The organism is Bacillus fungorum, assembly GCF_002746455.1.
GTDB classification, from domain to species: Bacteria; Bacillota; Bacilli; order Bacillales; family Bacillaceae_G; genus Bacillus_A; species Bacillus_A fungorum.
Genome location: NZ_NWUW01000013.1, coordinates 39,233 through 65,067, shown reverse-complemented (window position 1 = coordinate 65,067; position 25,835 = coordinate 39,233). Strand labels below are relative to the sequence as shown.

The window sequence follows — 25,835 nt, the reverse complement described above, 5'->3', positions numbered from 1 at the left end:
TCTCAGTAATGGATTGCTACAAGTATGTAAGTAATCGATTGTTGAGACGAGTATATTTTAAAAATTTATATACTGAATATTCTGTTAAAATACTCATCTCAGCAATCGATATAGAAATAGATTGCAAAAATAGAGAGAAAAAGAGGAGCGATGTGAGATGGGAAATCAGTACATTTATATGAATGGGGAATTTGTAGAAAAAGAAAAGGCAGTTGTTTCAGTATATGATCACGGTTTTTTATACGGAGACGGTGTATTTGAAGGGATTCGTAGTTACGGTGGAAATGTATTTTGTTTAAAAGAACATGTAAAACGATTATATGAATCGGCAAAATCTATTTTACTTACAATCCCGCTGACGGTTGAAGAAATGGAAGAAGCAGTTTTACAGACACTTCGAAAAAATGAGTATGCTGATTCCTACATTCGCTTAATTGTTTCAAGAGGAAAAGGTGACTTAGGACTTGATCCGAGAAGTTGTGTGAAATCGAGCGTTATTATCATTGCAGAACAATTAAAGTTATTCCCGCAGGAATTTTACGATAATGGATTAAGCGTTGTATCTGTTGCATCAAGACGTAACACGCCAGATGCATTAGATCCACGCATTAAGTCAATGAACTACTTAAATAACGTCCTTGTAAAAATAGAAGCGGCACAAGCAGGAGTGCTAGAGGCCCTTATGCTAAATCAACAAGGGTATGTTTGTGAAGGTTCTGGAGATAATGTTTTTGTTGTAAAAGATGGAAAGGTGTTAACACCTCCTTCTTATTTAGGAGCGCTAGAAGGTATTACGAGAAATAGTGTTATCGAGCTATGTGAGCGACTTAATATTCCGTGTGAGGAAAGGCCATTTACTCGCCATGATGTATATGTAGCAGATGAAGTATTTTTAACAGGAACGGCAGCAGAATTAATTCCAGTTGTAAAAGTTGATTCAAGAGAAATTGGAGATGGGAAACCAGGAAGTGTAACGAAACAATTGACAGAGGAATTTAAAAAGTTAACGAGAGAAAGAGGAGTACGTGTTCCAGGATTGGCGGAAAGCTTACGGTAGGTAGGGAGAGGAGTTAATTAAAATGAAGCAGCATACAACACGTGAGAAATTACAGTGTGAAGAAGTGACAGGTGCCGGACACGTTATTCAATGTTTAAAGAAATTAGGCGTAACGACTGTTTTCGGATATCCGGGCGGAGCGATTTTGCCAGTATATGATGCGCTATATGAAAGTGGATTAAAGCACATTTTAACTCGTCATGAACAAGCTGCTATTCATGCGGCAGAAGGATATGCGAGAGCTTCTGGAAAGGTCGGGGTAGTCTTTGCTACCTCTGGCCCAGGGGCGACAAATTTAGTTACGGGCTTAGCGGATGCTTATATGGATTCGATTCCTTTAGTTGTCATTACAGGGCAAGTTGCAACACCACTCATCGGAAAAGACGGGTTTCAAGAAGCGGATGTTGTTGGAATTACAGTACCTGTAACGAAGCATAATTACCAAGTTCGTGAGGTGAATCATTTATCACGCATTGTACAAGAAGCTTTTTATATCGCCGAAAGCGGGCGGCCGGGACCAGTATTAATTGATATTCCAAAAGATGTTCAAAATGAAAATGTAACAAGTTTTTATAATGAAGTAATTGAGATTCCAGGATACAAACTAGAACCTATGCCAGACAGTATGAAGGTTAGAGAGGTGGCTAAAGAAATTTCAAAAGCGAAACGCCCACTTCTTTATATTGGAGGAGGTGTCATTCATTCGGGTGGATCTGATGAACTCATCAAATTTGCGAGGGAGAATCGCATTCCTGTCGTTTCCACTTTAATGGGGCTGGGTGCGTATCCGCCGGGAGATTCGTTATTTTTAGGAATGCTCGGCATGCATGGAACGTATGCTGCAAACATGGCAGTAACAGAATGTGATCTACTACTCGCTTTAGGTGTTCGCTTTGATGATCGTGTAACAGGAAAATTGGAACTCTTTTCTCCGCATTCGAAAAAGGTACATATTGATATCGATTCTTCGGAATTTCATAAAAATGTAACTGTGGAATATCCGGTTGTTGGTGATGTGAAAAAAGCGTTACACAAGCTGTTACATATGCCGATTTGTACACAAACAGATGAATGGCTTACGAAAATTGAGGAATGGAAAGCGGAATACCCTCTTTCCTACAATCAAAAAGAAAGTGAGTTAAAACCACAGCATGTTATTAGCCTAGTAAGTGAATTAACGAATGGTGAAGCGATTGTTACGACAGAAGTAGGACAGCATCAAATGTGGGCTGCGCATTTTTATAAAGCGAAAAACCCGCGGACTTTTCTAACATCTGGTGGATTAGGAACGATGGGATTTGGCTTCCCGGCGGCAGTTGGTGCTCAGCTTGCAAAAGAAGAAGAACTTGTTATTTGTATTGCAGGTGATGCTTCTTTTCAAATGAACATTCAAGAACTACAAACAATTGCTGAAAATAACATCCCTGTAAAAGTATTTATTATAAATAACAAATTTTTAGGGATGGTAAGGCAATGGCAAGAAATGTTTTATGAAAATCGTTTATCAGAGTCGAAAATTGGATCGCCAGATTTTGTGAAAGTGGCAGAAGCTTATGGAGTGAAGGGATTAAGGGCGACAAATTCAACAGAGGCGAAACAAGTGATGTTAGAAGCATTTGCTCATGAAGGTCCTGTCGTAGTTGATTTTTGTGTAGAAGAAGGTGAAAACGTATTTCCGATGGTTCCGCCACACAAAGGAAATAACGAAATGATTATGAAGAGGTGGGAAGAATGAGTCATACTTTTTCACTCGTTATTCATAACGAGCCAAGCGTCTTATTACGTATAAGTGGAATTTTTGCTCGGCGTGGTTATTATATTTCTTCTTTACATTTAAATGAAAGAGATACTAATGGTGTTTCTGAAATGAAACTCACAGCAGTTTGTACTGAAAATGAAGCGACATTACTTGTTAGTCAGTTGAAAAAATTAATTGATGTTTTGCAAGTAAATAAATTATGAGGAGTGTATGGAATATGAAAACGTATTATGAGAAAGATGCAAATTTAGAGTTATTACAAGGGAAAACAGTTGCAGTAATTGGTTATGGATCTCAAGGTCATGCGCAGGCACAAAATTTACGTGATTCTGGTGTGGAAGTTGTAGTTGGTGTTCGACCTGGTAAGTCTTTTGAAGTAGCAAAAGCAGATGGATTTGAAGTGATGTCTGTTTCAGAAGCAGTTCGAACCGCACAAGTTGTACAAATGTTATTGCCAGATGAACAGCAAGCGCATGTGTATAAAGCAGAAGTAGAAGAGAATCTCCGTGAAGGACAAATGTTACTTTTCTCACATGGATTTAATATTCACTTCGGACAGGTTAATCCGCCAAGTTACGTAGATGTAGCAATGGTCGCTCCCAAAAGTCCAGGTCATCTCGTTCGCCGTGTATTCCAAGAAGGGAATGGTGTTCCGGCATTAATCGCAGTACATCAAGATGCAACAGGCACAGCACTAAGTGTAGCACTTGCGTATGCAAAAGGTGTAGGTTGTACACGTGCAGGTGTAATTGAAACGACATTCCAAGAAGAAACGGAGACAGATTTATTCGGAGAGCAAGCAGTACTTTGCGGCGGAGTAACTGCACTTGTGAAAGCTGGTTTTGAAACATTAACAGAAGGCGGATATCGACCTGAAATTGCATACTTTGAATGTTTACATGAATTAAAGTTAATTGTTGATTTAATGTACGAAGGTGGATTAACGAACATGCGCCACTCTATTTCAGATACGGCAGAGTTTGGAGATTATGTAACAGGATCGAGAATTGTTACAGATGAGACGAAGAAGGAAATGAAGCGTGTTCTGACAGAAATCCAGCAAGGAGAATTTGCTAAGAAATGGATTTTAGAAAATCAAGCTGGGCGTCCAACGTATGATGCAATGAAAAAAGCAGAGCAAAATCATCAGTTGGAAAAAGTAGGAGCAGAGCTACGTGAAATGATGAGCTGGATTCAAGCGCCGAAAGAATTAGTAAAGAAATAGAGTATGAGAGTATAAATGACAAATACGTAAGAGGGGATTTGACAAGATGAGAAGTGACATGATTAAAAAAGGTTTTGATAAAGCTCCGCATCGTAGTTTATTAAAAGCAACTGGTTTAAAAGATGAAGATTTTGATAAACCGTTTATAGCGATCTGTAATTCTTTTATTGAAATTATTCCAGGGCATAAGCACCTGAACGAGTTTGGGAAACTTGTAAAAGAAGCTGTTCGTGCGGCCGGTATGGTACCGTTTGAATTCAATACAATTGGAGTAGACGATGGGATTGCGATGGGTCATATCGGTATGCGATATTCGCTTCCAAGCCGTGAAATTATTGCAGATTCAGTAGAAACTGTTGTAAATGCACATTGGTTTGACGGCATGATTTGTATTCCAAACTGTGACAAAATCACACCCGGTATGATGATGGCTGCACTTCGTATTAACATTCCAACTGTATTTGTTTCAGGTGGACCGATGGCGGCTGGAAAAACGTCAAAAGGGGACGTTGTCGATTTAAGTTCTGTTTTTGAAGGCGTAGGAGCTTATCAATCTGGGAAAATTTCAGAAGAAGAATTAAAGGATATTGAAGATCATGGCTGTCCATCTTGTGGTTCTTGTTCTGGTATGTTTACAGCGAACTCTATGAACTGTTTATGTGAAGTGTTAGGTTTAGCTCTTCCTGGTAACGGAAGTATTTTAGCCATCGACCCAAGACGCGAGGAATTAATTAAACAAGCAGCCGAAAAATTAAAAATTTTAATTGAAAGAGATATTAAACCACGAGACATTGTAACGGAAGAAGCAATTGATGATGCGTTCGCGCTTGATATGGCGATGGGCGGTTCAACAAATACAGTGTTGCACACATTAGCACTCGCACATGAGGCAGGACTAGATTATGATATGAGCCGTATTGACGCAGTTTCAAGACGTGTACCACATTTATGTAAAGTAAGCCCTGCGTCCAATTGGCATATGGAAGATATTGATCGTGCAGGCGGAATTAGTGCAATTTTGAAAGAGATGAGCCGGAAAGAGGGAGTACTTCATTTAGACCGTATTACTGCTACAGGGCAGACGTTAAGAGAGAACATTGCTGAGGCAGAGATTAAAGATAAGGAAGTTATTCATTCTCTTGAAAACCCTCATAGTGAAGAAGGTGGATTACGTATATTAAAAGGAAACCTTGCGAAAGATGGGGCAGTTATTAAAAGCGGGGCAACTGAAGTAAAACGATTTGAAGGACCTTGCGTTATTTTTAATTCACAAGATGAGGCACTTGCGGGCATTATGCTTGGTAAGGTTAAGAAAGGGGATGTAGTTGTTATTCGCTATGAAGGACCAAGAGGTGGCCCTGGTATGCCAGAAATGTTAGCACCAACGTCAGCGATTGCTGGTATGGGATTAGGTGCAGATGTTGCGCTATTAACGGATGGGCGTTTCTCAGGTGCTTCACGTGGTATTTCGGTAGGGCATATTTCACCAGAAGCAGCTGCGGGCGGAACGATTGCACTTCTTGAACAAGGGGATATTGTTTGTATCGATGTTGAGGAAAGATTGTTAGAAGTAAGAGTTAGTGAAGAAGAATTAGATAAGCGTAAAAAAGAATGGAAACGACCAGAACCGAAAGTGAAAACTGGCTGGCTTGGACGTTATGCGCAGATGGTAACATCGGCGAATACAGGTGCAGTCCTAAAAATCCCGGATTTTGATTGAGCCAATTTAAAAGAGATAAGGATGATATATAATGGTGCAGAAGGTAAAGGAGAGAGTGAAAATTGAAGATATCTTAATGGCTCATAATTGCATGAAAGATATCGTTATTAAAACACCGTTACAACGTGATACAGTTCTATCTGAGAAATATGATTGTGACGTTTATGTAAAACGAGAAGACTTACAATTGATTCGCTCTTTCAAAATTCGTGGTGCGTACAATTTAATTCAAAGTTTATCAAAAGAACAATTACAAAACGGTGTTGTTTGTGCAAGTGCTGGTAATCATGCACAAGGAGTTGCTTATACGTGTAATTTATTGAAGATTCCTTCAAAAATCTTCATGCCGACAACGACACCCAAACAAAAAGTATCGCAAGTACAATTTTTCGGTGGTGATTTTGCAGAAATTGTATTAGTTGGTGATACATTCGATAGCTCTTTCCAAGAAGCACAGCGCTATTGTGAAGAAAATAGGATGACGTTTGTTCATCCGTTTGATGATCCGTATGTAGTCGCCGGTCAAGGGACAGTTGCAGTTGAAATTATGCATGATATGGAGAAACCAGTGGATTATATCTTTACAGCAATTGGCGGCGGTGGGTTAGCATCAGGTGTTGGTACATATGTAAAAGGTGTTAGTCCTACTACAAAGGTCATTGGTGTAGAGCCAATGGGAGCTGCATCTATGAAAGAGGCCTTTCTTCAAAATGAAAATGTCGCATTGGAGAAAATAGATAGTTTTGTTGATGGAGCAGCTGTTAAAAAGGTAGGGAAGTTAACATTTGAAACGTGTAAAGATGTAATTGATGACATTATTTTAGTACCAGAGGGGAAGGTTTGTACGACGATTTTAGAACTGTATAAGAAAAATGCAATTGTAGCTGAACCTGCTGGAGCACTCTCTATTGCAGCGCTTGATTTATATAGAGATGAAATTAAAGGGAAAATAGTTGTGTGTACGCTAAGTGGTGGAAATAATGATATTGATAGAATGCAAGAAATGAAAGAACGTTCTCTCATTTATGAAGGATTAAAGCATTACTTCATCATTGAATTCCCGCAGCGTTCAGGTGCGTTAAGAGAATTTCTTGATAAAGGATTAGGGCCAGAAGATGATATTACACGATTTGAGTATATTAAGAAACATAATAAGGAAAATGGCCCAGCACTAGTCGGTGTAGAATTAAAACATAAAGAAGATTATGAGCAATTAATTACTCGCTTTAAAGAAAATAATATTCAATTTGTGGAACTTAATAAAAATCCTGTTTTGTTTGATTTGCTTATTTAATAGAAGGAAAGAGTTAGTATCCAAATAAAAAAGATAGATACAAGTGGGGAAATATAACGCTTGTTCTATCTTTTTATAGTTAAACTAGATACTCATTAAATTCAAGAAGAATAAAGCTAGCTAACCAAAAAAATATTGCAATACGAATGATTACATACATAGTAAATTCAAAGGTAGTAAGTTTTCGTTCTCGTTTTAGTTTTTTTAGAAGTCTAACAGAGAAAAGTGAACATAAAAGTAGAACGGCTATAGAAACTTTATAAATGTTCTCTAACAAACTTACATTTTCTAATAAGTCTTTCAGCATGTTCATCACCTATTCTGTAAAATATGTTACAGAGAAATTGATCTTGTTCTATCTAGCTTCGTTTATTTTTTATTTTCCCAGTATCATCAATTTCTACATCAGTTGAAATTGTTTGTAAATATTGTAGAGCTTTTCTCTTTTCCTCTTCATTTACAGGGGAAACTTGGTTGTTACGAATGATGTAAGGATTGAATGACATTTGGACATCCTTTCCTTTAAAAGTTAAAGTTAGTACGCCAGTTTCAGCACTTTTTCCGTTCACATAACTTGGGAATAAAAAGTTTCCTAATGAGTAAGCGACAGGAACATTATTATAATATTCAAACCCTTGTAACCAATGTGGATGACTTCCGACTATCGCGTCGGCTCCTGCTGTAACCATTTTATTTACATATTGTTTTTGGTAATCTACAGGACGATTTGATTTTTCAACACCCCAATGCATATAGACAATTAAATAGTCTGCATCTTTCTTTTGTTCTTTAATTGTTTTTGTTACAAGATTTAAATCATATCCATTCGCAACGCCGGGTTTATTGTCATCAGCTACCCAAGTAAAATCAGGCATAAATCGGACGAAGGAAAGGAATTTGAATTTTTTTCCTTTTACAGTCATTTCTCGTGCGGTATATGCATCTTTTGCATTTTTTCCGGCGCCAATGTAAGGGAACTTTAATTTTTCTACGTGAGAGATTGTATCTAATAATCCCTCTTGACCATAATCAAGTGTATGATTATTCCCAATATTTACGATGTCATATCCGGTATTTTTTATAGCTTGAAGAGTGGATGGATCACTTTTAATCCAAAACAGTTGTCCAGGTGCTTTCTTTTCTTTCGTTGTAAATGCTGACTCTAAATTAACGAAAGAAATATCAGCTTTTGTTATTTCTTCTTTTACATGTTGGAATGGGTAGTCAGCCCCGTTTTTTTCGATTACCGGACGTAATTGCCAATCGAACATTGTATCACCAGAGAAGGTGAGTGTAATTTCAGGATCTTCTATTTTCTTGTCGCTTTTTGAAGCAGTTTTGCTAGATTTGTTTTGGAAATCGGGTTTGTCTTTCGCCTTTGAAGTAAAAGAGTGGTTAATTAATACAACAATTGGTGTAATGCAAAAGGCTATTAACAAAAATCGTTTTAGTAAAGTTTTCATAAATACCTTCCCTTTTGAGTTTATCCCGCAATTAAATTAGCAATGAGTCTACAAAAAGTAATTGGTTTATGTACAGATACAAAAATGCGGTTTATGTAGTGAAAAAACATTTGTTAATATTCTCAATATTAAGTTAACATATAGATAACCTGTAAATCAATGTATAAACCAAAATATAGAAATAAAGAATTCGAAGGGTGAAGAACGAGAGATGGTTATATTAGGAGCAGTTGTAAATGGGGTTTGTATTATATTCGGTACTTTACTAGGTAAATTATTTAGTAGGATTCCAGAAAGTATGAAGGGAACAATTATGCATGCAATCGGTTTAGCGGTTACTGTGCTTGGACTTCAAATGGCATTGAAAAGTGAAAATTTTCTTGTTGTCATTTTAAGTTTAGTGATTGGTACTGTCATCGGGGAATGGCTACAATTAGAGGAAAAGTTAAAACTGTTAGGAGATTGGCTAGAAAATAAAGTTGGGTCGAAAGGGAAAGGGAGCATATCAGAGGGTTTTGTAACAGCTACTTTAATTTTTGCAATTGGTGCGATGGGGATACTTGGTGCACTTGACAGTGGTATTCGCGGAAATCATGATATTTTATTTACAAAAGCGATTATCGATGGATTTATTTCTATTATATTAACGACAACTTTAGGAATTGGTGTAGTATTTTCGGCGATTCCAGTTATTTTATACGAAGGAGGTATTGCGGTTTTTGCAACACAAATTAATAGTGTTGTCCCAAAAGTATTAATGAATCAATTTATAGTAGAAATGACAGCTACAGGTGGTATTATGATAGCAGCTATTGGATTGAACTTACTTGGGGTTATTAAAATTAAGGTGGCAAATTTACTGCCAGGCATATTAGTAGTTGGAATCATCGTTTCACTTATTTATAGTTACGGTTTAATAGTAAAGTAGTAGGGGATGGAGATACATATGGAGGAACTTCAATTTACAAAACGTGTGCATAACATATTGAAGATTGCAACAGAAGAGGCAGAATGTAATATTATTCAACCAGTTCATCTGTTTATTGGTATGTGTAAAGAAGGTACTGGAGTCTGCAGCGAGTTGTATATGTATTTGTTTCGTAGCGTGGGTTCGGATTTTTTAGAAAAACTGTCGTTACGAAAACGATTTGATACACATAATCAAGAGTATAAAAAAATAGGGCAATATAAACTATCTTATAAGGCGATAGAAATTTTACAAATAGCGAAGAAACGTATGGAACGTTTTCAGCAAGTATTAATGAATGAAGGACATGTTATATATGCACTCTTTCGCGCGGATACGTTTATTGAAAATTCACAAATACAAAAAGATATATTACGTATTATAGCTGAGCCAAGAGATTTAGCGGTCGACTTGAAATGTTTTGTTCCCACTTATAATCATTTAACTTGTCATGTTAGAAAGGCTAGCTCTTCAGATTTTGAAAAATTAGCAAGCTTTGTTAATGAGGAATTTGGTGAACGTTGGTTACATTCGATAGAGTACGGATTTCGTACATATAAAGAAAATTTACCTATTTATATAGCAGAACAAGAAAGAGTGATAGTAGGTTTCGCTTGTTATGACGTAGTGAGAGGAAAGAAAGGTTTGTTTGGTCCAATGGGCACAGCAAAACAAAAGCGTGTGAAAGGTGTAGGGAAGCAATTGTTACATTGTAGTCTGCATAGTATGAAGCAAGAGGGATATGAATACGCAATTATTGGACAAGCGGGTCCAGTTGAGTTTTATGAGCGATGTTGTAATGCAAAAATTATACTAGTTGAAAATAGAAATCCCACGCAAAAATGAGGGGGATTTCTTTATGATAAAACTATTATTTAACAAGACGGTATGAAGAAATATTATGACTTTTCCAAGCGTAATAATCTAAAATTCCTTCGTAAATCGCTTCTGCTGCAATCTGTCTGCCATGTTCAGTAGATAATTTACTATAATCAATTTCATTATCTATAAAGGCAAGCTCAGTTAATACTGCAGGCATTTCATTTTCACGAATTACGTGAAGATCCCCGTGTTTGACACCTCTATTAGGTGTTTTGAGAGCCTCTACTAAACGCTTTTGAATTTTTTTCGCTAAAACACGACTTTCCTTAACGTGAGGATTTGTTGTTTCAGATTTAGAAGAGTTATAGTAATATGTTTCGGTTCCTTTTACATTACCATTATAAGCATTTGCGTGAATGCTTATAAAAATATCACCTTGGTTTTGTTTTGCAAATTTAACACGTTCTTGTAAAGAACTTTTTTGATCATGTCCTGGTCTAATATCAGACTGACGAGTTAGTAAAACTGTAAATGGTGTATGTTTTTCGAGTAATTGTTGTAGGCGAATAGAAGTGTCTAGTACGATTTTACTTTCAGGTAATCCTTTTGTAGATTTTCCAGGATCTTCACCTCCATGTCCAGGATCAATAATGATTGTTTTGTTTTCTAATGGTTTTTTTGGACTATGTTGAAGCATATCTGTTTTTGCGGTTAGTTGTGCGGCTTCAGCACGTGTGATAAATTTATTTGGTTGCCAACCATTATCAGTACCAGCAGAAATTTTTAAATCAATTAAAATATTAGCGGATTTTTCACCCCAATGTCCTTTTAAATCTTCAAATTTGCTTTGTCCATTGTTAGTACTCGTATGTTGTAGTTTATATGCATTCACTAGCATGGTAGCCATGGCAGCACGTGTAACTTTTCCAGAAGGATTGAATACTCCATTTCCCTCGCCTTTAATTATTCCTGCTTTTTCAGCGGTAGCAATATAGGGCGTACCCCAATGGTTTTGTGAATCTGTGAAGGATGGTTTTGCATTGAAATCAACTTGTATGCCTAGAGCTTTTGTCATAATGGTTGCTGCAGAAGCTCTGTCTAATGTATCATTTGAACCAAAAGTCCCACCGGGATAACCATTTAATACTTGTTTATCAACTAAATAATTAACAGATTGTTCAGCCCACGCAGGAACATCTGGAAATTTGTGAGTATCTGCAAAAATACTAGCAGAATAAGATAGTAGAGCTCCTGTGAGAATTCCTGTTGCGATCAATTTGTGTTTCATAAAAAAATATGCACCTCTAACATTCTATTGTATTTATCAAATCGGTTTATATATATCTATTTAAAATTTACATGTTAATAATGAGGGATTTCAATTTTATTAACATGTAACGAATTTGATGTAACTATTATAGTTACATGTTTATGTACACGTCAATAGAAATAACCTTACAAAATTGTAAGGTTATTTCTATTAAAAAATGTAATGTAACGATTTATCAAAAGTTTTTGGAATAAATGGATTTAAAATAGAGAAATGCCTATTTTTGTCGTAGATTGTTGTAATGTTTATTCATAAAGCATATTGCTAAACTTTTTACATAAAAGGGTGTAGAATGGGTATCTAAAGAAAGAAGGTGTGAAAATGGCCAGCTGGAAACGAAATTTAATGATTTGTTGGCTAGGTTGTTTTACCACTGCAGCCGGTATGAGTTTAGTAATTCCTTTTTTATCTTTTTATATTGAGGAATTAGGTGTGACTGGCACTTCTAGTATTGCACAGTGGTCGGGACTTACATTTGGTATAACATTTTTAATGGGTGCGATCGTATCACCGATATGGGGAAAGCTTGGTGATATACATGGACGGAAATTGATGCTTATTCGTGCGAGCCTAGGTATGGCGATTATTATGACGCTTATGGGGTTTGTAACGGATGTATATCAATTAGTCGCACTACGATTTTTAATGGGAGCAGTATCTGGTTTCCTTTCAACGGCGATGACATTTATTGCAGCAGAAACTCCGAAAGAACATTCAGGTTGGGCAATTTCCACAATTTCAACTGGTGGCGTGAGCGGTTCGTTACTTGGCCCATTACTTGGTGGTTATTTGTCTGAGTTAATTGGAATGCGCCATGTCTTTCTTGTTACAGGAGCTTTTTTATTCCTTTCCTTTCTCATCGTTTTTTTCTGCTTACATGAAGAAAATCACTCTGCTCAAGCAAAAAAAGTACAAACGAAAAAAGTATGGACGATGGTTCCAGCCAAGCATTTAATTATTAGTTTATTTGTAACAACATTTATTATTCAACTTGCTAATATGTCTGTTCAGCCAATTGTTACATTATACGTGAAAAATTTAGTAGGTCCTCAAACTGCGCATATTGAAACAATTGCGGGTGCCGTTATGTCAGCGACAGGATTAGCAGTTATTTTGGCAGCACCAAGACTAGGAAGATTATCAGATCAAATCGGTCCTCAAAAAACGTTAGTTGTAGCGTTGTTTGCTGCAGGAATTATTTTTATCCCGCAAGCATTTGTAACCTCAGCTTGGCAACTATTAATTCTTCGATTTTTATTAGGTATCGCACAAGCAGGATTATTACCTTCCGTACAAACTCTACTAAAACAACATACACCAACCCATGTTACAGGACGAATATTTGGGTATAATCAATCGTTTCAGTTTTTAGGAAATATGATTGGACCAGTACTTGGTGGACAAATTGCAGCGCATGCAGGCTTCCAATATGTTTTCTTCTCTACATCATCACTATTGTTTATTGCGTGCATTTGGGTTTATTTTCATAATAAGAACGAAGAGGTATCAGAGAAACGACATTTGGAAGTTAGTTAACTAAGTGAATGAAAAAAGGATGAAGCAATGAATGCTTCATCCTTTTCTTTAAAATTGGAGACAAAGATAGCTTAATGTACCAAGCTCATAACTACGGTGAATGACTTCACCGCTATTTTCACCACTTCCCATAGCGATAAATAAAGGAACAAAATGCTCTGCTCTTGGTACTGCTAATTGTGCATGAGGCGCCTTGTTTTCCCAATTAAACAAGGCATCTTTATCGTTAGTCTGCATATGTTTTATAATCCAATCATCAAATTCAATTGCCCATTGTTCGGGTGTAGTTTGATTCCATTGTAGTGCTCGTAAGTTATGAACGGTAACACCGCTACCGATTACTAAAATATCTTCTTGTCCAAGTCCTTTTAATGCTTCTCCAATCTTAAATTGTTCTTTTGCAGAAAGGAATGGATTGACTGATATTTGTACTACAGGAATATTTGCTTCTGGATACATGCGATGCAAGAGTGTCCATGAGCCATGATCTAAACCTCTCGTCATATTATGATGAACTGGAATACCTTTATTTTTAAATTTTGTTTTTAACATGGATGCAATGCTAGAAGAACCTTTTGCACGATATTTAATTTCGTATAACTCTGGGGGAAAACCTCCAAAATCATAAATTGTTTCATATTCGTTATCTGATGAGGAAATCGTTAATACTTCACTTTCCCAGTGAGCAGTGAAAATAACAATTGCTTTCGGTTTATATGTTTCTCCAAGTGTTTTTAAAAAACTTGTATAATCTGTATCTTGAATAGCGAGCATTGGTGAACCATGTGCTAAAAATAGTGATGGCATCATAGTAAAAACCTCCTAAAAATATAATAATTACTTTATGTAAGTAACTATATAATTTTATGGTGTTTTCGTCAACATAAAAAGTTTGACAGCTAATCGGAAAAGGAAGGCATTTGTCATAATGAAAGCAATTGCATATAATACATAATAAGAATAATGAATGGATATTCATTTTTGAGATACATAATAGAGTTGGGGGCTGACGAAATGAACGTACAGGAAAGTTTCGTTACGGCATTGGATGAATCAGAAATTTATTTACGCAAGTGGTTACCAGAATATGAACCGAAAGGGATTATTCAAATTGCACATGGTATGACAGAACATGCAGGTGTTTATACAGACTTTATTGATGCGTTATTAGAAGCAGGGTATGGTGTTTATGCGCATGATCATAAAGGTCATGGGAAAACAGTAAAAAGAGAAGAAGACTATGGTCATTTTGAACCGGATATAGGGTGGAATCAGGCTGTGTCTGATGTAATCTTTGTTTCGGAAATGATAAAAGAAGAGCAGTCATGTCCATTATTTTTACTTGGTCATAGTATGGGATCTTTCCTATCAAGACGAGCTGTGCAACTTAGAGGCGAATTATATGATGGATTTCTTATTTCAGGAACTGGTGGGAATCCAGGATTTTTAGGAGTCATTGGTCATAAAGTAGCGACAATTGAGATGAAATTGCGTGGGGCAAAAACGAAAAGTCCGATGCTAAACTTTTTATCTTTCGGAAATTTCAATTCGAACTTTAAGCCAAATCGTACAAATTTTGATTGGTTATCTTCAGATAATAATCAAGTTGATAAATATATTGCGGATCCGTTATGTGGATTCATTTGTACGACGAGTTTTTATCGAGAATTATTTTCTGGTGTATTAGAAGTGAATAAATTAGAAGAATACAAGAAGACGCCAAGCAATCTTCCGATACATATATTCTCTGGAGACCGTGATCCTGTTGGAGATATGGGAAAAGGTGTAAAAGAAGTATATGAAAATTATAAGAAATGTGGTGTGAAAGATGTAACGCTGCGTCTATATGAAAATGGAAGACATGAAATGTTCCATGAAGTGAATAGAGACGAAGTATTTAAAGATTTAATTTCGTGGTTAGATGCGCATAATAAATGAGAAAGATAAGCCCAAACTGTTTGTAGTTTGGGCTTATCTATTTTACAGAAATAGGGACAATAAATTCTTAAATTCACTTTACTTAATAAAAAATAAATCTTATTAATCGTTTTAAAAGTTATTTTCTATATAAGAAGCTATTTCATTAGCAAGAGTCGATGTTAATAGTGTAGATACATTACTTAAAATGATGATCGTAGCCTCTTTTTCAATTAATCGTAAATAAGAGGATGTAAAGCCGTTAATTCCACCATGATGGAATATGAGTTTATTGTTTTTTTCAGTCCTAGCAATATGCCAACCGTAACCATATCCGCAAGATTCTGCAGTAAACATACGAGAGGTGATCTTACTTGATAATAAAAGATTTTCTTTTAGCGCTTGATCAAATCTATATAAATCTTCGGCCGTAGAAAATAATCCGCCAGCTGAATATGAGTTTGACATATGAATAAAAGGTGCATTTTGTAGGCCATAATTTGGATGTAACTCATATCCAGTTGCTTTATGTTTTTGAATGTTGTGATTCAAATCAATACCTGTGTTTATTATAGAGATTGGATAGAATATTTTCTTTTTAAGAAATTCTTCATAAGACATCCCGCTTATAACTTCAATAATTTTTCCTAATATAATATAACCTGAATTTGAATAAATGAATTTTTCACCAGGGCTAGATTCAAAGGGACACGCAATAATCCATTGTATTAATTCATCCAGTGTTCGAGGTTGATAAGATTGCAATAAAAAGTCATGTTGTGCAGTAATATTACCAACTCCAGCAGTATGATTTAATAAATGCTTGATCATAATTTGATTTCCTTTTGGGAAATTTGGAATGAATTTATCTAAAGTATCATGTAGTTGTAATTTTTTTTCTTCTACAAGCATTAAAATTGAAACTGCTGTGAAAATTTTAGTTATTGATCCGATACGAAACTTTGTTGTAGAGGTATTAGGTATATCCCAATTATAATTAGCTTTTCCAAATGATTGCTTATAAAGAGTCTCTTCTTTATGGGCTATTAAAATTGTTCCGTTGAATTTCTCGATATTTTTATATAAAAATGAATTAATGTATGAATTTAGCAAATTTCAGGCACTCCTTTAAATGTTGGATTATTCGTTACCTGAAATGTAATCCAACGGCATAGGCAATTCCCCCTTAAATGAAATGTTTTTTAGAATACTTTTCTATTTTATAATGCAAGATATATAAGAAGCAAGTGGATTTAAAGTCTATGAAAGTAAGAAAATCGATAGTAATTGAAGCAGGTGAACTAAGTAAAGTTGCACTACATTTAAAAGTAATTTGGAATTATAGTGAAGAATCTATCCCACATCAACTGTGCATAAAAAATTGATTGGTTTAATTGATAATTAGTTGGGATGGAAAAAAACACTGATTAAGGTTTCATTTTATAAAGTAACAAATGCTTGTTCATAATAGTAGTATAATAGTGAATGAGGTGTTAATAGAATGGAAGATAAAACATTAGGTTTACTATTAGATGTTGTTGGGGAATTATTTTCAGATGAAATTTCAATTGCTGTATCGAATACGAAAGAATATATATACTATCGGCCAAGTAAACGAATTGATTTAAAGATTAGCGCCGGGGATTCTATAAAGGAAGGAACGATTGCTCATAAAGCAATGGTGACGAACCAAAAAACCTCTGAGTTTATTAATCGGGATGTTTTTGGTATTCCTTATCATGGTATGGCCGTACCATTTTCAAACAATGGAAAGCTTGAAGGCTGCGTGACAGCTATTTATCCAGCTTTAACGGATGGAAAATCAGTCGTTACTTTAAAAACAACGGACAGCTGGATTCCGGTTCCTTTTTCAAAGGTCATGTATTTAGAGGCGAAAGATAAAAAGACGTATGTGAATGCAGAAGAGTTAACAGGAACACATAAATACTCTCTACAAGAATTCGAATACTTACTTCCGAAAGATGCATTTATTAGATGCCACCGTTCATTTATTGTAAACGTTAATCATATTAAAGCGATTTATCCTGATACGCATTCTACTTTTTTACTTTCTATGGATAATGGTAAAAGGGTACCAGTTAGTCAATCATACGCTAGTTATTTTCGTAAGCTTCTAGGATTCTAAAATTTTCTGCTTTAGAAGCTAGATTTGCTGTTTTGTCTGAATTTTCGGCGTTGTGTAAGAAATTCCCTATTTGGATACTGTTAAAGTGTAAAATAATTATGAATATTCACAAGGAGAGGGATTACATATGGAGAATAATTTGGATAGAATTAGGGATCAACGTCTGAAAGATCGCGTAGTTACACCTGAAGAAGCAGCTTCATGGATTGAAAGTGGAATGACTTTAGGATTAAGTGGGTTTACACGTGCAGGTGATGTAAAAGCAGTCCCATTTGCGCTTGTAAACCGAGTGAAGAATGATAAATCTTTTAAAGTAAATGTATTTACTGGTGCCTCTTTAGGTTCTGATGTAGATAAATTATTTGCGGAAGCAGGAATTTTAGGGAAAAGATTGCCTTTCCAAGCTGATGCGACTATGCGCAAAGGAATTAATAACGGAGACTTTTTATTTGTGGATCAGCACTTATCTCATACAGCAGAGTTACTTCGTGCTGACGTTATGGATATAGATTTCGCTATTTTAGAAGCGGTTGCGATTACTGAAGACGGAATGATTATTCCAACCACTTCAATTGGAAATTCCTTAGCATTTTCCTTAAATGCTAAGTCTATTATTATTGAAATGAATATGGCTCAATCCGAGCAATTAGAAGGGCTACATGATTTATATGAACCAGGTAAACAAGGGGAAAGACTTCCGATTCCGCTTGTGAAAACGGATGACCGAATTGGAACAATCGGTATTCCAATCGACCCTGAAAAAGTGAAGGGGATTGTGTTTACGAACCAACTGGATTCGCCATCGACAATTGTTCCTCCGGATGAAGAAACTGTTATTATGGCACAGCATTTAATAGAATTCCTTCGAGAAGAAGTCAAAGTAGGCCGATTAACAAATCGTTTAGCGCCGTTACAATCAGGAATTGGTTCAGTGGCCAATGCAGTTCTTCATGGCATGTTAGATTCCGAGTTTGAAGATTTAGAAGTGTATTCTGAAGTTTTACAGGATGCGGTCTTTGATCTTATGGATGCTGGAAAAGTCAATTTTGCATCCTGCTGCTCGATCACGCTCTCAGAAGAGAAAATGCAAAAAGTATTTTCTAACTTTGAAAAATATCGTGACAAATTAATGATGCGCCCGCAAGAGATTTCTAATCATCCTGAAATCATTCGTCGCCTTGGGTTAATTTCGATTAATACTGCTCTAGAATTAGATATATATGGAAATGTAAACTCTACTCACGTTTTAGGTACAAAAATGATGAATGGAATTGGTGGTTCTGGTGATTTTGCAAGAAATGCCCGCTTAGCTATCTTTGTTACTAAATCGATTGCGAAAGGTGGTAACATATCAAGTATCGTTCCTTTCATTTCTCATGTAGACCATACGGAACACGATGTAGATGTTATCGTCACTGAACAAGGGTATGCGGACCTAAGAGGACTAGCGCCAAGAGAAAGAGTGGAACTCATTATTGAGAACTGCGCACATCCAATGTATCGTGATCAACTACGTGCTTATTACGAAGAAGCAAAAACAAGAGGTGGACAAACTCCTCATGTTTTAGAAAAAGCTTTTTCTTGGCATACGAATTATGCTAAAAATGGAACGATGCTTGAAGCGGTAGTAGAAACTGTGTAGGTGTGTATCGTAAGAAATAGAAAAACGAAAGACTGAGTTTGAAGAAGAAATTTTAGAAAAAGAGAACGCCAACTTTCAGAGAGGGCGTTCTTTTTCTTTGAAAAAATTGTTAAAAATCGTACTGATTATAATAAAGATTTATAAAAGTAATCTCTAATTTATGAAAATAAAAGGTTTTTTGAAGTGTTTTCCGAATCAATTTGGTAGTTTACATATCGAAAGTGAGGAGAAAGAATCATGAAGATAAGAGAAGCATTATTAAGTGAAGCAAACGAATTAAGTGAACTCGCATTACATTCAAAAGCAACGTGGGATTATAGCGAAGAATTTATACTTGCTTGTAAGGAAGATTTAACAATTACAGAAGAGTACATAAAAAATAACTTTGTATATGTTTTAGAAAACGATAATATGAAGATTGGTTTTTTCTCATTTTTACGTAATGATAAAGCTCTCGATTTCCTGTACATTCATCCTCGTTACAAAGGGAAAGGCTACGGGAAAATACTTTGGGAGTATGTAATAGAACAAGCAAATGAACTAGGTTTAAAAAGTTTTACGATTGATAGTGATCCGAATGCAAAAGGATATTACTTGAAAATGGGAGCAAAGTTAATAGGAGAGACACAATCAACGGTTTTTAAAGATCGTTTATTGCCTCTTTTGAAATATGATGTGTAAAACTATTAATAGTAGGAGAAGCTGAGAATGGATCATATAAAGGGAAAAAGAATATATGAAGCACTAATAAAATCGTGGTCGACTGAAACAAGTTCAAAGTGGACAAATGAAAATCCAGCAAAGGGACAGTGTGGTGTAACGGCTCTAGTCGTTCAAGATATATGCGGAGGGAAAATTAAAAAGACAAAAGTTGGAGAGGAGTGGCACTTTTATAACTGTATAGATGGACAGAGGTTTGATTTTACAGAGACTCAATTCAATGAAAAACTGAATTATATGGATGTGGAATCAAATCGAGAAGAAGCATTTGCAGATACAAATGAAAAGCAATATAGCATTTTGAAGGGAAAAATAATGAAAGAATTCAAATTATCTTTTGACTCTTAATGTTTAATAAGTTACTATAATGGTGGTAACTTATTAAAGGGAACTTCATAGAGTTGAAAGGGGAAATACTTTTGAAAACAACTTATGTAAACGCTACAATCGTAACGATGAATGAACAAAATGAAGTGATAGAAAATGGATATATCATTGTAGAAAATGATCAAATTATAGATGTAAAGAGCGGAGAATTCGCTAGTGATTTTGAAGTAGATGAAGTAATTGACATGAAAGGAAAGTGGGTTTTACCAGGGCTTGTAAATACACATACACACGTTGTAATGAGTCTCTTAAGAGGTATTGGCGATGATATGTTATTACAACCATGGCTTGAGACAAGAATTTGGCCACTTGAAAGTCAATTTACTCCAGAACTTGCGGTTGCTAGTACGGAACTAGGATTACTTGAAATGGTGAAAAGTGGTACAACATCATTCTCTGATATGTTTAATCCAATTGGAGTAGATCAAGATGCCATTATGGAAACGGTATCAAGGAGCGGGATGCGAGCTGCTGTTTCAAGAACTTTATTTAGCTTTGGAACGAGAGAAGATGAAAAGAAAGCAATTGAAGAAGCTGAGAAATATGTGAAGCGTTACTATAACGAAAGTGGCATGTTAACTACGATGGTTGCACCGCATAGTCCATATACATGCAGTACAGAACTGTTAGAAGAGTGTGCACGTATTGCAGTAGAAAATCAAACGATGGTTCATATTCACCTTTCGGAAACAGAGCGTGAAGTACGTGATATTGAAGCACAGTACGGAAAACGTCCAGTAGAATATGCAGCAAGTTGCGGATTGTTTAAACGACCGACAGTTATTGCACACGGTGTAGTATTAAATGACAATGAGCGTGCATTTTTAGCAGAACATGACGTTCGAGTAGCTCATAATCCGAATAGTAATTTAAAACTAGGTTCTGGTATAGCGAATGTAAAAGCGATGCTAGAAGCGGGAGTGAAAGTAGGAATTGCAACAGATAGTGTGGCATCTAACAATAATTTAGATATGTTTGAAGAAATGCGCATAGCGACTTTACTACAAAAAGGCATTCATCAAGATGCAACAGCGTTACCAGTTGAAACAGCACTTACACTTGCGACTAAAGGAGCTGCTGAAGTAATTGGGATGAAACAAACAGGATCACTTGAGGTTGGAAAGTGTGCCGATTTTATTACGATTGACCCATCTAATAAGCCGCATTTACAACCAGCAGATGAAGTGTTATCACATCTTGTGTATGCTGCTAGTGGAAAAGATATAAGCGATGTAATCATTAACGGAAAACGTGTCGTTTGGAATAGCGAATGTAAAACGTTAGATGAAGAGCGTATTATATTTGAAGCAAGTCGATATAAACGAGGTTTGCAAAGATAGGTATTTTCAGGATGTGGAGAAGGTCTTCTCCACATCCTGTTTTTGTGTCTGACCCTTTTTTTGTGCCAACATTGATAAAAAGAGGGAAAGGATAGATTTTTTATCAGTGTTGATTAATAAAACAGAAGAGAATGATTTAGATAAAATCACTAGTTTCAAAAAATCCTTCACGTAATAATGATTATATGAAGGATTTTGATGTTTCTTATTTTTTTGTCTCGTTGACCCATTTAATAATGTCCCGGATGACATACTCAGGAACATTAGCAGGGATTTCATATTCACTAGGAAGACTTAATTCCCCATCACCCTCCGTGAAGAAATGATTCAATTTTGGGTATTCATTGAACTGAACATTCCTGCGGTTTGAAAGCCCTTCCTGCCATTTTGTATATTCATTTTTTACTGTTACTTGATAATCCCGTGTTCCTTGCAGAATCAGTAAAGGCTCTTTTCGTGATCTTGCCTCTTCAACTGGACGCCACCTAGAAACATCATACATAAAATGAGGCGACCCAAAATTGTAGCCAGCTGGAGGATGGTCAGGATTGAAAGTAGGATCTTGGATAAAAGCGACCTGTCTTTTTAGTTCATCGATTACTTCCTCTGGCGCCCCTAGGTATTGATTCTGATCAATGGCAATGTCAGTCAATGGGCGTGCAGGTGGTGCGAGTAAGATACTTCCTCTAACAAGTGAGGAAGGTGATTTGCTCAGTATACGCGGCATTGCGCCAGCTCCTAGACTATGTCCAAGAATGAAAATATTATTTGGATCAATGCCTTCCTGCTGCGCTGCTGATTTTGCTGCATATATGGCATCATCTGTAGTATCACGGTCTAACGTCACAGGTTCTGCACTCATCTTTAATGCGTGTTCTAAGGTGCGTTTTTCATAGCGCAACACTGCAATTCCGTTCGACGAAAGGCCTACCGCAAGGTCTCGTAAGATTTTTGTTCCCAGATATGTACTATCACGATCATGGATGCCAGCACCATGAACAAGAACAACTACGGGTACCTTTTCACCAGACTTATGTCTCGGAACGGTTAATGTGGCTGGTAACGGATAGGTAGAATTTCCAATGACGATTTCACGTTCTTGATAGGAAGCAGGCTGATCATATCTAGGATGCGGGATAATATAAGATTCCGGAGGCGTCTTTATCCCAATTTCATCTACTTTCCCACCAGGTGTGAATTTAAGGAGTAACGGTATGGTAGTTCCTTCAATAGTTCCTGAAATTTCCACCGTCTGATGGACCAAGTTTCGTTCTTTTATCATGGGGGTTCCCATGCTTTTTATCCCGCTCCAGCCACTTTGTGTCCACCAGTTTTGTAATGTGTTTGCTGTAAACTTGGATTGAAAAGCAGCAGACATCAACTGAAGTGCCTCTGCATACTTACCTTGCTGGAGATATTCAAGGAATAATGATGTACGCTCTGTTAAAGAGACTCGTTTCTTTTCTACAGGTGGTTTCTCACGTGTATCTGCGTGAATAGCTGTTGTAAGCGGAAAAGATGAAATGCCTAAAGAAAAGAGTAGGGTAAAGGAAAGTACTGATTTTTGTATTTTCTTTTTTTTATTCATGTTTTAACCTCCGATATGTGATGGTAAAAAACAGGTATGATAAATTAAGGTTCTGTTGTAACAACGTCTAAATCATTGATATGTTCATCTAAAACAACAGTTCTGGTTTTGTCGTAATCGCTCTGGCAACTCCTAACCTCTCTTTCTTCCTTCACTTTATATTTTGACTATACGAAACAAAGTTCTCGTTTTTCTTACTTGATCCTTACAAAATCCTTAAGTGTATAAGATTTGTAAAATATCACTTTCTACTTGACCTGGATTCCAAAAAGCAAAGTGACATTGCTGAATGGAGATACGAAGATATCCCAACCAAACTGTACCCTATACGCCTATTAAGTTAGTTATGGGGGAATTTACATGAAACAGAAGAAAAGTTAAAACAAAAAGGGGGGGGATGCAATAAGAGATTTTTTATAAACACTTGAGCGAACAGCGCAGATTATACATTCAATCTTTAGCTATCCTTTTTAAAAGGGGAGCTTTTTTTTTGAACGAATAAATATTCAAAAGAATGTCGCATCTTTCTGTTAGTATTTCTGCTATAATATATTACGCTTTATAACATTTTATATGTAAGGAGAACAATTCATGAAGTTAAAAAAGAGCCATTTAATGGTAATGGCACTTGTTACATCTTTATTATTAATAGCTTGTAATAATAAGGCAAATAAAAGTGATACAGAGGCAAAAAAACAAGTATTAAATGTAACAGTATCAGAAGAAATTCCTTCTCTTGATACTGCGAAAACGATGGATGGTACATCAGCGCACGTTATGCAAAACATATTTGAAGGATTGTATGTATTAGATGCTCAAGATCAGCCGATTCCAGCAGTAGCAAAATCGCTTACAAGAAGTGAAGATGGTAAAAAATATACATTTGATTTGCGTAAAGATGCAAAATGGTCAAATGGAGAGAGTGTGACAGCAAATGATTTTATGTTTGCATGGAAACGTGCAATTAACCCTGAAACAGCGTCTCAATATGCATATATGCTCTTTTACGTGAAAAATGCGAAAGAGATAAATAAGGGAACAATGCCTCTTGATGCACTTGGGGTTAAAGTTATAAATGATTATAAGTTAGAAGTGGAACTAGAACAGCCGATTCCATACTTCTTACAACTATTAGCTTTACCTATTTACTTACCACAGAATGAATCATTTTTGAAAGAGCAAGAAAAAAATTATGCATTGGAACCTAGTAATCTCATATATAACGGCCCATTTGTATTAGAGAAATGGAAGCATGAACAAGAGTTTCAATTAAAGAAGAATGCTACATATTGGGATAAAAAGAAAGTGAAATTAGACGAAATAAACTTTCAAATTGTAAAGGATACAATGACGGTTGTTAATTTATACGAAGCTGGTGATTTGGACCGGGTGCCTATTAATTCTCAATTTGTAGATAAGTATAAAGGAAGTAAGGAATTACATATGTCGAGCGAACCTGGAATTGCTATGCTACGTTTTAATGAAAAAAATAATGCATTAGCAAATAAAAAGGTACGTCAATCTATCTCATTCGCGTTAAATAAAGAAGATTTCGTTACTCACTTTATTAATAACGGGGCAAAATCTGCAGGCGGACTTGTACCAGTTGGTCATGTAAACGAAGAGACGGGTAAAGATTTTAGAAAAGAAAACGGAAATCTTTCTTCATATGATTTGCAAAATGCGAAAAAAATTTGGGAAGAAGCGAAAAAAGAGCTTGGAGTAGAGCAAGTAAACCTCGAGTTTTTAACGTTTGAACAAGATAATGCAAAACGTATGGCTGAATATGTAAAAGGTGATTTAGAAAAGAATTTGCATGGATTAACGATACAAATTAAACAACAGCCATTTAAGCAAAAATTACAGTTAGAACAAACAGGTGATTACGATATAACTATGGCAAATTGGGGACCCGATTATAAAGACCCAATTAGTTATTTAGAACTATTTACGACGGGTAATCCGAATAATAAAATGAGTTACTCTAATCTTCGTTATGATGAATTAATAAAGAAAGCGAAAAATGAGCTAGTACTAGATTCGGAAAAACGATGGAAAGTGTTGCGAGAAGCTGAGCAGGTCTTATTAGAAGATGCAGCTGTTGCACCGCTTTATCATATTGGCTCAGCTTATGTACAAAAGGAGTACGTAAAAGGAATTGAAAAGCATCAATTTGGTGGTATTTATACTTATAAGAATGCTTATATTACTAATGAATAAATACAAAAAACCTTACTTTTAAAAAGTAAGGTTTTTTACGCATAACTTCTATTAAAACGATTTTAATAAAGAATAAAAATTCGTATCATATGGAATATCATCTTGATACATATAATTTTTTAGAACTCCTTCTTTTTCAAAACCTAATTTTAATAGAACTTTATTGGAAGCTTCATTTTCAAGAAATACAATTGCCCCGATACGTTTTAAATGAAGGGTGTGGAAACCGTATGATATAACTTCAGAAACCGTTTCAGTCGCATACCCATTTCCCCAGTGTTCAGGGAGAAAGGCATAACTTATATTGGCTCGTTTATGCTCAGAGAGCCAGTCGTGAAAACCAATGGTACCAATGAGTTCTTTCTTGTCTTTTAATTCGATTCCCCATTTTATACCGCTTCTTGCATTGTAACTCAGTTTAAAGTTATGAATGATTTGTTTTACTTGATCAATATCCTGTAATGGCTTTTGCCCATAATAGCGCAGTACGTCAGTATTAGAGAAGCATTGTAGTATACTCGGTGCATCTTCTTCGGTAAGTTCTCTTAAAATGAGTCGGTCGGTTTTCAATATAGGAAACATGCTTTCACTCCATTTCTTTTGAAACTAGAATGTGTTGTTATTATATAATTTAGTCTGAAAATAAAGATTATTCAAGAGGGAAGTATGGTTTTAATTTATGATAAAATTGATTGTGGAATA

At 35.8% G+C, this 25,835-nt stretch carries 23 protein-coding genes and 1 other annotated feature (1 of these 24 cut by a window edge); of the genes, 16 read left to right on the top strand and 7 right to left on the bottom strand.

Going from position 1 to position 25,835, the window contains the following annotated elements; translation table 11 throughout:
- Nucleotides 1-8 (top strand) — a binding site (T-box leader); it begins 231 nt to the left of the window's first position.
- A gap of 149 nt (nt 9-157) precedes the next feature.
- The 6 genes from ilvE to ilvA are packed head-to-tail and all read left to right on the top strand — an operon-like array spanning nt 158 to nt 7,055.
- Nucleotides 158-1,057 carry a branched-chain-amino-acid transaminase gene (gene ilvE / locus CO726_RS18445; protein WP_099685218.1) on the top strand — a complete coding sequence of 300 codons (900 nt, stop codon included), beginning with the start codon at nt 158-160 and terminating at the stop codon, nt 1,055-1,057.
- A 22-nt stretch (nt 1,058-1,079) separates the two neighbouring features.
- Nucleotides 1,080-2,792: an acetolactate synthase large subunit gene (gene ilvB, locus CO726_RS18440; RefSeq protein WP_099685217.1), complete on the top strand. Its 1,713-nt coding sequence runs from the start codon at nt 1,080-1,082 to the stop codon at nt 2,790-2,792.
- Nucleotides 2,789-3,019, top strand: coding sequence for an ACT domain-containing protein (locus CO726_RS18435; protein ID WP_000019912.1), 231 nt, complete (start codon nt 2,789-2,791; stop codon nt 3,017-3,019). Before ilvB ends, CO726_RS18435 begins: the two co-directional genes overlap by 4 nt.
- Before the next feature lie 14 nt (nt 3,020-3,033).
- A complete protein-coding gene (ilvC, locus tag CO726_RS18430; protein WP_099685216.1) occupies nt 3,034-4,041 on the top strand; it encodes a ketol-acid reductoisomerase in 1,008 nt (335 codons plus the stop codon).
- A 46-nt stretch (nt 4,042-4,087) separates the two neighbouring features.
- Nucleotides 4,088-5,761 (top strand): dihydroxy-acid dehydratase, encoded by a 1,674-nt coding sequence (gene ilvD / locus CO726_RS18425; protein WP_099685215.1) that lies wholly within the window; start codon nt 4,088-4,090, stop codon nt 5,759-5,761.
- A 31-nt stretch (nt 5,762-5,792) separates the two neighbouring features.
- Nucleotides 5,793-7,055 carry a threonine ammonia-lyase IlvA gene (gene ilvA, locus CO726_RS18420; protein ID WP_099685214.1) on the top strand — a complete coding sequence of 421 codons (1,263 nt, stop codon included), beginning with the start codon at nt 5,793-5,795 and terminating at the stop codon, nt 7,053-7,055.
- Between the two features lie 79 nt (nt 7,056-7,134).
- Here the strand turns inward: ilvA and CO726_RS18415 are convergent, their stop codons facing one another.
- Both CO726_RS18415 and CO726_RS18410 read right to left on the bottom strand, forming a co-directional pair.
- Complete coding sequence (locus CO726_RS18415; protein WP_099685213.1) at nt 7,135-7,362, bottom strand: hypothetical protein; 228 nt, start codon at nt 7,360-7,362, stop codon at nt 7,135-7,137.
- Nucleotides 7,363-7,414: 52 nt separating this feature from the next.
- Nucleotides 7,415-8,518 (bottom strand): CapA family protein, encoded by a 1,104-nt coding sequence (locus tag CO726_RS18410; protein ID WP_099685212.1) that lies wholly within the window; start codon nt 8,516-8,518, stop codon nt 7,415-7,417.
- Nucleotides 8,519-8,729: 211 nt separating this feature from the next.
- On the opposite strand from CO726_RS18410, the gene CO726_RS18405 reads away from it, so the two are divergent.
- Complete coding sequence (locus CO726_RS18405; RefSeq protein ID WP_099685211.1) at nt 8,730-9,446, top strand: DUF554 domain-containing protein; 717 nt, start codon at nt 8,730-8,732, stop codon at nt 9,444-9,446.
- Between the two features lie 18 nt (nt 9,447-9,464).
- Nucleotides 9,465-10,331, top strand: coding sequence for a GNAT family N-acetyltransferase (locus CO726_RS18400; RefSeq protein ID WP_136699734.1), 867 nt, complete (start codon nt 9,465-9,467; stop codon nt 10,329-10,331).
- A 25-nt stretch (nt 10,332-10,356) separates the two neighbouring features.
- On the opposite strand, the gene CO726_RS18395 is transcribed toward CO726_RS18400, so the two are convergent.
- A complete protein-coding gene (locus CO726_RS18395; RefSeq protein ID WP_099685209.1) occupies nt 10,357-11,595 on the bottom strand; it encodes an N-acetylmuramoyl-L-alanine amidase in 1,239 nt (412 codons plus the stop codon).
- 363 nt (nt 11,596-11,958) lie between these two features.
- Here CO726_RS18395 and CO726_RS18390 point away from each other — a divergent pair, with 363 nt between their 5' ends.
- On the top strand, nt 11,959-13,173 hold the full coding sequence (locus CO726_RS18390; protein WP_099685208.1) for a multidrug efflux MFS transporter: 1,215 nt from the start codon (nt 11,959-11,961) through the stop codon (nt 13,171-13,173).
- Between the two features lie 48 nt (nt 13,174-13,221).
- Here the strand turns inward: CO726_RS18390 and CO726_RS18385 are convergent, their stop codons facing one another.
- A complete protein-coding gene (locus CO726_RS18385) occupies nt 13,222-13,983 on the bottom strand; it encodes a DODA-type extradiol aromatic ring-opening family dioxygenase (RefSeq protein ID WP_099685207.1) in 762 nt (253 codons plus the stop codon).
- Nucleotides 13,984-14,187: 204 nt separating this feature from the next.
- On the opposite strand from CO726_RS18385, the gene CO726_RS18380 reads away from it, so the two are divergent.
- Nucleotides 14,188-15,111 carry an alpha/beta fold hydrolase gene (locus CO726_RS18380; protein WP_099685206.1) on the top strand — a complete coding sequence of 308 codons (924 nt, stop codon included), beginning with the start codon at nt 14,188-14,190 and terminating at the stop codon, nt 15,109-15,111.
- A gap of 111 nt (nt 15,112-15,222) precedes the next feature.
- Here CO726_RS18380 and CO726_RS18375 read toward each other — a convergent pair whose 3' ends face one another.
- Entirely contained in the window at nt 15,223-16,203 is a 981-nt protein-coding gene (locus tag CO726_RS18375) for a serine hydrolase domain-containing protein (protein ID WP_099685205.1), read from the bottom strand.
- A gap of 388 nt (nt 16,204-16,591) precedes the next feature.
- On the opposite strand from CO726_RS18375, the gene CO726_RS18370 reads away from it, so the two are divergent.
- The 5 genes from CO726_RS18370 to CO726_RS18350 all read left to right on the top strand — a co-directional run bounded on the left by CO726_RS18370 (nt 16,592) and on the right by CO726_RS18350 (nt 21,325).
- Nucleotides 16,592-17,236, top strand: a complete 645-nt coding sequence (locus CO726_RS18370) for a LytTR family DNA-binding domain-containing protein (RefSeq protein ID WP_099685204.1) — start codon at nt 16,592-16,594, stop codon at nt 17,234-17,236.
- Between the two features lie 127 nt (nt 17,237-17,363).
- Nucleotides 17,364-18,878: a succinyl-CoA:acetate CoA-transferase ScpC gene (gene scpC, locus CO726_RS18365; RefSeq protein WP_099685203.1), complete on the top strand. Its 1,515-nt coding sequence runs from the start codon at nt 17,364-17,366 to the stop codon at nt 18,876-18,878.
- 237 nt (nt 18,879-19,115) lie between these two features.
- Nucleotides 19,116-19,559: a GNAT family N-acetyltransferase gene (locus tag CO726_RS18360; RefSeq protein ID WP_099685202.1), complete on the top strand. Its 444-nt coding sequence runs from the start codon at nt 19,116-19,118 to the stop codon at nt 19,557-19,559.
- Between the two features lie 27 nt (nt 19,560-19,586).
- Nucleotides 19,587-19,946, top strand: coding sequence for a YunG family protein (locus CO726_RS18355; RefSeq protein ID WP_099685201.1), 360 nt, complete (start codon nt 19,587-19,589; stop codon nt 19,944-19,946).
- 53 nt (nt 19,947-19,999) lie between these two features.
- Complete coding sequence (locus CO726_RS18350; RefSeq protein WP_136699732.1) at nt 20,000-21,325, top strand: bifunctional S-methyl-5'-thioadenosine deaminase/S-adenosylhomocysteine deaminase; 1,326 nt, start codon at nt 20,000-20,002, stop codon at nt 21,323-21,325.
- Between the two features lie 205 nt (nt 21,326-21,530).
- Here the strand turns inward: CO726_RS18350 and CO726_RS18345 are convergent, their stop codons facing one another.
- Entirely contained in the window at nt 21,531-22,913 is a 1,383-nt protein-coding gene (locus tag CO726_RS18345) for an alpha/beta hydrolase (RefSeq protein ID WP_099685199.1), read from the bottom strand.
- A gap of 591 nt (nt 22,914-23,504) precedes the next feature.
- Here CO726_RS18345 and CO726_RS18340 point away from each other — a divergent pair.
- Nucleotides 23,505-25,133 (top strand): peptide ABC transporter substrate-binding protein, encoded by a 1,629-nt coding sequence (locus CO726_RS18340; RefSeq protein WP_099685198.1) that lies wholly within the window; start codon nt 23,505-23,507, stop codon nt 25,131-25,133.
- Between the two features lie 51 nt (nt 25,134-25,184).
- On the opposite strand, the gene CO726_RS18335 is transcribed toward CO726_RS18340, so the two are convergent.
- The gene (locus CO726_RS18335) at nt 25,185-25,715 is read right to left on the bottom strand and encodes a GNAT family N-acetyltransferase (RefSeq protein WP_099685197.1); all 531 of its coding nucleotides are present in this window, start codon (nt 25,713-25,715) and stop codon (nt 25,185-25,187) included.
- Between the last annotated feature and the right edge of the window lie 120 nt (nt 25,716-25,835).

Coding starts and splice junctions, on each gene's coding strand:
- CO726_RS18400 (WP_136699734.1), top strand. CDS start 9,465: ATGGAGGAACTTCAATTTACAAAACGTGTGCATAACATATTGAAGATT.
- CO726_RS18405 (WP_099685211.1), top strand. CDS start 8,730: ATGGTTATATTAGGAGCAGTTGTAAATGGGGTTTGTATTATATTCGGT.
- CO726_RS18435 (WP_000019912.1), top strand. CDS start 2,789: ATGAGTCATACTTTTTCACTCGTTATTCATAACGAGCCAAGCGTCTTA.
- CO726_RS18335 (WP_099685197.1), bottom strand. CDS start 25,715: ATGTTTCCTATATTGAAAACCGACCGACTCATTTTAAGAGAACTTACC.
- CO726_RS18380 (WP_099685206.1), top strand. CDS start 14,188: ATGAACGTACAGGAAAGTTTCGTTACGGCATTGGATGAATCAGAAATT.
- ilvA (WP_099685214.1), top strand. CDS start 5,793: ATGGTGCAGAAGGTAAAGGAGAGAGTGAAAATTGAAGATATCTTAATG.
- CO726_RS18355 (WP_099685201.1), top strand. CDS start 19,587: ATGGATCATATAAAGGGAAAAAGAATATATGAAGCACTAATAAAATCG.
- CO726_RS18395 (WP_099685209.1), bottom strand. CDS start 11,595: ATGAAACACAAATTGATCGCAACAGGAATTCTCACAGGAGCTCTACTA.
- CO726_RS18390 (WP_099685208.1), top strand. CDS start 11,959: ATGGCCAGCTGGAAACGAAATTTAATGATTTGTTGGCTAGGTTGTTTT.
- scpC (WP_099685203.1), top strand. CDS start 17,364: ATGGAGAATAATTTGGATAGAATTAGGGATCAACGTCTGAAAGATCGC.
- ilvD (WP_099685215.1), top strand. CDS start 4,088: ATGAGAAGTGACATGATTAAAAAAGGTTTTGATAAAGCTCCGCATCGT.
- CO726_RS18340 (WP_099685198.1), top strand. CDS start 23,505: ATGAAGTTAAAAAAGAGCCATTTAATGGTAATGGCACTTGTTACATCT.
- ilvB (WP_099685217.1), top strand. CDS start 1,080: ATGAAGCAGCATACAACACGTGAGAAATTACAGTGTGAAGAAGTGACA.
- CO726_RS18385 (WP_099685207.1), bottom strand. CDS start 13,983: ATGATGCCATCACTATTTTTAGCACATGGTTCACCAATGCTCGCTATT.
- CO726_RS18370 (WP_099685204.1), top strand. CDS start 16,592: ATGGAAGATAAAACATTAGGTTTACTATTAGATGTTGTTGGGGAATTA.
- CO726_RS18360 (WP_099685202.1), top strand. CDS start 19,116: ATGAAGATAAGAGAAGCATTATTAAGTGAAGCAAACGAATTAAGTGAA.
- CO726_RS18415 (WP_099685213.1), bottom strand. CDS start 7,362: ATGCTGAAAGACTTATTAGAAAATGTAAGTTTGTTAGAGAACATTTAT.
- CO726_RS18410 (WP_099685212.1), bottom strand. CDS start 8,518: ATGAAAACTTTACTAAAACGATTTTTGTTAATAGCCTTTTGCATTACA.
- ilvE (WP_099685218.1), top strand. CDS start 158: ATGGGAAATCAGTACATTTATATGAATGGGGAATTTGTAGAAAAAGAA.
- CO726_RS18345 (WP_099685199.1), bottom strand. CDS start 22,913: ATGAATAAAAAAAAGAAAATACAAAAATCAGTACTTTCCTTTACCCTA.
- ilvC (WP_099685216.1), top strand. CDS start 3,034: ATGAAAACGTATTATGAGAAAGATGCAAATTTAGAGTTATTACAAGGG.